The sequence below is a fragment of the Streptomyces anandii JCM 4720 genome (assembly GCF_014650655.1).
GTDB classification, from domain to species: domain Bacteria; phylum Actinomycetota; class Actinomycetes; order Streptomycetales; family Streptomycetaceae; genus Streptomyces; species Streptomyces anandii.
In genome coordinates, this window is sequence record NZ_BMVJ01000017.1 from 45,679 (window position 1) to 53,272 (window position 7,594).

General features: G+C 73.1%; 7 protein-coding genes. 4 read left to right on the forward strand and 3 right to left on the reverse strand.

The features are described from left to right. Positions 1-98: 98 nt before the first annotated feature. From IE249_RS26200 to IE249_RS26215, 4 genes are all read left to right on the forward strand, one after another. Entirely contained in the window at positions 99-332 is a 234-nt protein-coding gene (locus tag IE249_RS26200; protein ID WP_189708537.1) for a metallothionein, read from the forward strand. Between the two features lie 99 nt (positions 333-431). Continuing rightward, positions 432-1,277: an SURF1 family cytochrome oxidase biogenesis protein gene (locus tag IE249_RS26205; RefSeq protein ID WP_189708539.1), complete on the forward strand. Its 846-nt coding sequence runs from the start codon at positions 432-434 to the stop codon at positions 1,275-1,277. A 150-nt stretch (positions 1,278-1,427) separates the two neighbouring features. After that, complete coding sequence (locus tag IE249_RS26210) at positions 1,428-3,215, forward strand: glycoside hydrolase family 15 protein (RefSeq protein ID WP_189708541.1); 1,788 nt, start codon at positions 1,428-1,430, stop codon at positions 3,213-3,215. Positions 3,216-3,220: 5 nt separating this feature from the next. Next, on the forward strand, positions 3,221-3,976 hold the full coding sequence (locus IE249_RS26215) for an SDR family oxidoreductase (RefSeq protein WP_189708542.1): 756 nt from the start codon (positions 3,221-3,223) through the stop codon (positions 3,974-3,976). Between the two features lie 733 nt (positions 3,977-4,709). Here IE249_RS26215 and IE249_RS26220 read toward each other — a convergent pair. The 3 genes from IE249_RS26220 to IE249_RS26230 all read right to left on the reverse strand — a co-directional run. Further along, complete coding sequence (locus IE249_RS26220) at positions 4,710-5,537, reverse strand: enoyl-CoA hydratase/isomerase family protein (RefSeq protein ID WP_189708544.1); 828 nt, start codon at positions 5,535-5,537, stop codon at positions 4,710-4,712. A gap of 133 nt (positions 5,538-5,670) precedes the next feature. Then, positions 5,671-5,892 (reverse strand): helix-turn-helix domain-containing protein, encoded by a 222-nt coding sequence (locus tag IE249_RS26225; protein WP_018567695.1) that lies wholly within the window; start codon positions 5,890-5,892, stop codon positions 5,671-5,673. Between the two features lie 346 nt (positions 5,893-6,238). Beyond that, a partial coding sequence (locus IE249_RS26230) for an ABC-F family ATP-binding cassette domain-containing protein (protein ID WP_229859295.1) occupies positions 6,239-7,594 on the reverse strand: 1,356 nt, incomplete at its 5' end.

Here is a 7,594-nt window from a genome sequence, read left to right on the forward strand (position 1 = left end):
GGGGCACGGCGGGCGGCTGACCGACGTACGGGTGATTGACGGGCGACTCGCCCGCCGCCCGCTCGCCCGCGCGGGGAGCGGGGCTCACGCTGTGGCGCATGGCGAGATGCGAAGTATGCGGCAATGACTACGGAATGACCTTCGAGGTGCACGCGCAGGGCTCGGTGCACGTCTTCGACTGCTTCGCCTGCGCGATCCACCGCATGGCGCCGATCTGCGAGCACTGCCGTGTGCAGATCATCGGGCAGGGCGTCGACGTCGACGGCCACTGGTACTGCGGCGCGCACTGCGCCCGCGCGGAGGGGAGGGTCGGAATCGTCGACCGGGTGTGAGCGGGCCGCGGCCGGGGCGCCCTTGGCACACGGGACACCGGCGGCGTCCGGGGACACCCCTGGCGGAACACCCCACGGCCCAGGAGGTACCGTCGTGGGGTGTACCGCTTCCTGTTGACCCGCCAGTGGGTGATCCTCACCCTCATGGCCCTGCTGCTCATCCCCACGATGATCTGGCTGGGTTTCTGGCAGCTGCACCGCCACGACCACCGGCAGGCGCTGAACAAGGTGATCAACGCCTCGCTGGCCGCGGAGCCGGTGCCCGCCGAGTCGCTCACCTCGGTCGGCGGATCGGTCGCGCACGACGACATCTACCGCCGGGTGACGGCCAAGGGCCGCTTCGACACGGCACACGAGATGGTGGTGCGCCGCCGCACCAACGCGGACGACCAGGTCGGCTACCACGTCCTGACCCCCTTCGTGCTGGACGACGGCAGGACGCTCCTGGTCAACCGGGGCTGGATCCCCTCCCCCGCCTCGCAGACCGCGTTCCCCGACGTCCCCGCGCCCGCGGCCGGTGAGATCACCGTGACCGGCCGGCTGATGCAGGACGAGACGACGGCCGCGAGCGGCATCAAGAACGTCAAGGGGCTGCCCGACCGCCAGGTCCTGCTGATCAACAGCGAACAGATCGGCGCCCAACTGCGCGACGCGGGCGCCGCGTCCGCCAAGGAGATGCTCGGCGGCTACATCGAGCTCACCGCCCCCGCCCCCAAGGGCGGCAGCCCCGAGCTGATCCCCTCCCCCAAGGAGGACGCCAGCTGGATCGGCGTCGGCGACATCAACCTGCCGTACGCGGTGCAGTGGTGGGTGTTCGCCGCGGGCGTTCCCCTCGGCTGGGCGGTCCTCGCCCGCCGCGAGGCGCGGGAGCGCGCGCGGGCGGCCAAGGAGTCGCCCGAGGCCGAGGCGGAGTCCCCCGCCCCGGCGGGCCGGCAGTCCGCCTGAGCCACCCGGGTCCGCGCCCCGGCGCATCACCCCGCGCGGGCACGCGATCCGCGCGCCGCACCACCCGCGCGGGCACGCGATCCTCGTCGCGCCACCCGCGCGGGGGTGCGGGCTGATTGCCGGGCGGGTCCGCCGGGAATCCGGACATCCGTGCATCCGCGGATCGAGGACTACGCGCTCATCGGTGACGAACAGACCGCCGCCCTGGTCGGCCGGGACGGTTCCGTCGACTGGCTGTGCCTGCCCCGCTTCGACTCCGGCGCCTGCTTCGCCAGGCTGCTCGGCGACGAGGACAACGGCCACTGGCGCATCGCCCCCAAGGGCGCCACGGCGCCCTGCACCCGGCGCGCCTACCGCCCCGACACCCTCGTCCTCGACACCGAGTGGGACACCCCCGAGGGCTCCGTACGCGTCACGGACCTGATGCCGCAGCGCGACCGCGCCCCCGATCTCGTACGCGTCGTGGAGGGACTGAGCGGCCGGGTGACCATGCGCAGCACCCTGCGGCTGCGCTTCGACTACGGCTCGATCATCCCCTGGATGCGCAGGTCCGACGGCCACCGGGTGGCCGTCGCCGGACCGGACTCGGCGTGGTTGCGCAGCGAGCCCCGGGTGCGCACCTGGGGCGAGGACTTCGGCACCCACGCGGAGTTCACCGTCGCCGAGGGCGAGAAGGTGGCGTTCGTACTGACCTGGCACCCCTCGCACGATCCGCGCCCGCCGCTGATCGACCCGCACGAGGCCCTGGAGCACAGCGTCGCGGACTGGAGGGCCTGGGCGGCGCGCTGCCGCTACGACGGCCCGCACCGCGACGCCGTCGTACGCTCCCTGATCACCCTCAAGGCGCTCACCTACGCCCCCACCGGCGGCATCGTCGCGGCCCCCACCACCTCCCTGCCCGAGGAGCTGGGTGGCGTACGCAACTGGGACTACCGGTACTGCTGGCTGCGCGACTCCACCCTCACCCTGGGCGCGCTGCTGTCGGCGGGCTACCAGGAGGAGGCCGAGGCCTGGCGGAACTGGCTGCTGCGCGCGGTCGCGGGCAACCCGGCGGACCTGCAGATCATGTACGGGCTCGCGGGCGAGCGCCGGCTGCCGGAGTACGAACTGGCATGGCTGTCCGGCTTCGCCGGGTCGGCGCCCGTGCGCGTGGGCAACGACGCCGTCAGGCAGCTCCAGCTGGACGTGTACGGCGAGGTCATGGACTCGCTGTCGCTGGCCCGGCGCTCGGGACTGTCCGCCAAGCCGCACATATGGTCGATGCAGTGCGCGCTGCTGGACTTCCTGCGCGGGGCGTGGCGGCGGCCCGACGAGGGGCTGTGGGAGGTGCGGGGCGGCCGGCGCCACTTCGTGCACTCCAAGGTGATGGTGTGGGTGGCCGCCGACCGGGCGGTGCGCACGCTGGAGGAGGACCCGTCGCTGCGCGGGGACCTGGACGGCTGGCGGGCGCTGCGCGACGAGGTGCACCGGGAGGTGTGCGACAAGGGCTACGACCGGGAACGCAACACGTTCACCCAGTACTACGGCTCGCGCGAGCTCGACGCCGCGCTGCTGCTCATCCCGCGCGTGGGCTTCCTGCCGCCCGATGACCCGCGGGTGGTCGGCACCATCGACGCGGTCCGCGCGGAGCTCGGCGAGGGCGGCTTCGTACGCCGGTACAGCACCGACCGGACGGCCGTGGACGGGCTGCCGGGGGGCGAGGGCACGTTCCTGGTGTGCTCGTTCTGGCTGGCCGACGCGCTGCACATGACCGGCCGTACGAAGGAGGCGCGGGAGCTGTTCGAACGGCTGGTGGGGCTCGGCAACGACGTGGGGCTGCTGTCCGAGGAGTACGACGCCGTGCGGGGCCGGCAGCTCGGCAACTTCCCGCAGGCGTTCAGCCACATCGGCCTGGTGAACACCGCCCTCGCCCTGTACAGGGACGAAGAGGCAGGATAGGGGCCATGGATCTTGGACTGAAGGACCGGGTGTACGTCGTCACCGGGGCGACGCGCGGACTGGGCAACGCCGCCGCGCGCGAACTGGTCGCGGACGGGGCGAAGGTGGTCATCACCGGGCGCGACGGGAAGCGGGTCGCCGACGCGGCCGCCGAACTCGGCCCGGACGCCCTGGGGGTGGCCGTGGACAACGCGGACGCCGGCGCCGCGGAGCGGCTGATCGCGGCGGCGCGCGACCACTTCGGCCGCTTCGACGGAGTCCTCGTCAGCGTGGGCGGGCCGCCGCCCGGCTTCGTCGCCGACAACACCGACGAGCAGTGGCAGTCGGCGTTCGAGTCGGTGTTCCTCGGTGCGGTGCGGCTGGCGCGGGCGGCGGCCGCGGAGCTGGAGGCGGGCGGCGTCATCGGCTTCGTGCTGTCCGGTTCGGTGCACGAGCCGATCCCCGGGCTGACCATCTCCAACGGTCTGCGGCCCGGTCTCGCCGGGTTCGCCAAGTCCCTCGCGGACGAGCTGGGGCCGCGCGGCATCCGGGTCGTGGGACTGCTGCCGGCCCGCATCGACACCGACCGGGTCCGCGAGCTGGACGGACTGTCCGCCGACCCGGAGGCCACCCGCGCGGCCAACGAGTCGCGCATCCCGCTACGGCGCTACGGCACCCCCCAGGAGTTCGGCCGCACGGCGGCCTTCCTCCTGTCCCCCGCGGCCTCCTACCTGACCGGCATCATGCTCCCGGTCGACGGCGGCATGCGACACGGCTTCTGACATACCGGCGCGAGCCGACCCCGGCCGACGAGCCGACAGCCGCAGCGGCCGTCGCGGCGACGGCCGGCTGCGGGTCGTCCCGGCGACGGCCGGCTGCGGCTGCCGGACGGCACGGCGGCGATTCCGCGCCGGGCGCCGGCCGCAGTGGGGGCGCCGCGACGGCCGACGGCAGCCGCCGGACGGCGCTGCGGCGGCCAGGCGGGCCGCGCTACCGCGGCCCGCGACGGCTGCCGGACGGCGATGGCGGGGCGGCGCTGCCGGCTACGGCTGCCGGACGACGGCGCGGCAGCCGGACGCCGCGGCCGGGTGGTGGCGCGGCGGCCACGGCGGGGCCGCGCTGCCGGCTACGGCTGCCGGACGACGGCGCGGCAGCCGGACGCCGCGGCCGCTGCGCCGCGGCGGGCGGCTGCGGTGGCTCGGCGAGCGGGCGGGAGGGGCGGCACGCGCGCCGTGCCGTCGCCGACCCGGCGTCCGGCGCACGCGCGCCGACCGGCGTGCCCGCGCGGGTGTCACGCACAGCGGGCGGCGCAGCCGTAGGGGACGGCCGCAGGCCGCGGTTCGGCCGCCGAGGCCTGCCAGGTCTCGCAGGTGGCCGCCGTGGGCCGCGTGTTCGGCGGCGCGCCGGTTCCCGCCGGGCAGTCGGCCGCGCGCTGCCGGCCCCGGCGACAGCGACGGCCCACCGCTCGCCGCCCACCGCCGACGCCGGCCCGCGCGGGCAACACCCCGCGCGGGGTCAGTCGCCGAGGCCGGCCAGGTCTCGCAGGCGGCGGGCCTGGGAGGCGCGTTCGGCGGTGCGCTGTTCCTCCAAGGAACGACCCTGGGCACCCTGGAGCAGGGCCTTCGTCTCGATCACGGCGTCGCGCGGCGCGGCGAGGATCGCCGAGGCGAGGTCCCGTACCGCACCGTCGAGCTGGTCGGCCGGGACGGCGAGGTTCGCCAGCCCGGTCTGCACCGACTCCTCGGCGGTGACGAACCGGCCGGTCACGCAGATCTCCAGCGCACGGGCGTACCCGACCAGCCCCACCAGCGGATGGGTGCCGGTGAGGTCGGGAACCAGCCCGAGACTGGTCTCGCGCATGGCGAACCGCACGTCGTCCGCCACGACCCGCAGGTCGCAGGCGAGCGCCAGCTGGAAGCCCGCCCCGATGGCGTGGCCCTGGACGGCGGCGATGGACACCAGGTCGCTGCGCCGCCACCAGGTGAAGGCCTCCTGGTACTCGGCGATGGTCGCGTCCAGCTCCGCGTCGGAGCCCCGCGCGAGGTCGATGAAGGACGGCTCGCCGTCGAAGCCCTCGGGCGTGAACGCCTGCCGGTCGAGCCCCGCGGAGAAGGACTTGCCCTCACCGCGCAGCACGACGACCCGGACGGAGCCCGGCAGCAGCCGACCGGCCTCGGTGAGCGCGCGCCACAGAGCGGGGCTCTGCGCGTTGCGCTTGGCCGGGTTGGTCAGCGTCACCGTGGCGATCGCGTCGTCGACGGTGAGCCGTACGCCGTCCTTGTCGAGTACCGGCTCGAGTACTGGGTCGATTACCGGATCGATGTCGTGTTCGGGCGAAGCCATGGGGCGCCTCCGGTGGGTGCGGTCGTCCTCGATACCCTGCGGGGCATCGTAAGTGACTGCACAGTAACCACCCGGCCGATCGGTGGACCGACCGGGTGGCCACCATCGAAGCCGATGGGCCGCCCGGGGTCGGTCAGGCCGACGCGGCCTTCTTGCCCCGCGTCGCCCCGCCACGCCCACGGAGCGTGACGCCCGACTCGCTGAGCATCCGGTGGACGAAGCCATACGAGCGGCCGGTTTCCTCGGCCAACGCCCGAATGCTCGCACCGGCGTCGTACTTCTTCTTCAGGTCTGCCGCGAGCTTGTCGCGCGCGGCGCCGGTCACCCGGCTGCCCTTCTTCAGAGTCTCGGCCACCCGTGCCTCCTCATGGGAAGTGCGCTCTGGTCTCCTCATGATCACCCCTCCGGGGCGCGATGGCCACCCATTCGGCAAGGTCCGTAAGACCCGCTTGTGACGACAGGAGTGCGTCCCCACAAGCGGAATTGCCGCTTCCACACACCGGCGCCCGTACCGCCGAACGGGTTCTTCCACGAAGTGCCAGGTCACAGACGCGGAACGGCCGAGCCCTTGGCGCATAAGGGCTCGGCCGTGAAATCCATGTACGACACACCTCGATACGAGGAGATCTCACACAGATGGTGGATCACCGATGGGCCGAATGATCCATAGGCAGTTGATCAGTCGTTGACCGGTCGTTGGATCACGCCAGGGCGACGAGATCCGCGTAGTCCGAGCCCCACAGGTCCTCGACCCCGTCGGGCAGCAGAATGATCCGCTCCGGCTGGAGCGCCTCCACGGCGCCCTCGTCGTGGGTGACGAGGACGACGGCGCCCTTGTAGGTACGCAGCGCGCCGAGGATCTCCTCGCGGCTGGCCGGGTCGAGGTTGTTGGTGGGCTCGTCGAGCAGCAGGACGTTGGCGGAGGAGACGACCAGGGTGGCCAGCGCGAGGCGGGTCTTCTCGCCGCCGGAGAGCACCCCGGCCGGCTTGTCGACGTCGTCGCCGGAGAAGAGGAAGGAGCCCAGCACCTTGCGGACCTCGACGAGGTCCATGTCCGGGGCCGCCGAGCGCATGTTCTCCAGCACCGTGCGGTCGGGGTCCAGGGTCTCGTGCTCCTGGGCGTAGTAGCCGAGCTTGAGGCCGTGGCCGGGGACGACGGCGCCGGTGTCCGGCTGCTCGACGCCCGCCAGGAGCCGCAGCAGCGTGGTCTTGCCGGCGCCGTTGAGGCCGAGGATGACGACCCTCGAGCCCTTGTCGATGGCCAGGTCGACGTCGGTGAAGATCTCCAGCGAGCCGTAGGACTTCGACAGGCCCTCGGCCATCAGCGGGGTCCTGCCGCAGGGCGCGGGCTCGGGGAAGCGCAGCTTGGCGACCTTGTCGGACTGGCGGACGGCCTCCAGGCCGGCGAGGAGCTTGTCCGCGCGGCGGGCCATGTTCTGCGCGGCGACCGTCTTGGTGGCCTTGGCGCGCATCTTGTCGGCCTGCGAATGCAGCGCGGCGGCCTTCTTCTCGGCGTTGGCGCGCTCGCGCTTGCGGCGCTTCTCGTCGGCCTCGCGCTGCTGCTGGTAGAGCTTCCAGCCCATGTTGTAGATGTCGATCTGGGAGCGGTTGGCGTCGAGGTAGAACACCTTGTTGACGACCGTCTCGACCAGGTCGACGTCGTGGGAGATCACGATGAAGCCGCCGCGGTAGGTCTTCAGGTAGTCGCGCAGCCAGATGATCGAGTCCGCGTCGAGGTGGTTGGTCGGCTCGTCCAGCAGCAGGGTGTCCGCGTCGGAGAAGAGGATGCGGGCCAGTTCGATACGGCGCCGCTGACCGCCGGAGAGTGTGTGCAGGGGCTGGCCGAGCACGCGGTCGGGCAGGTTGAGCGCGGCGGCGATGGTGGCGGCCTCGGCCTCGGCGGCGTACCCGCCCTTGGTGAGGAACTCGGTCTCCTGCCGCTCGTACTGCTTGAGGGCCTTCTCGCGGGTGGCGCCCTTGCCGTTGGCGATCCGCTGCTCGTTCTCGCGCATCTTGCGGATCAGGGTGTCCAGTCCGCGCGCGGACAGGACGCGGTC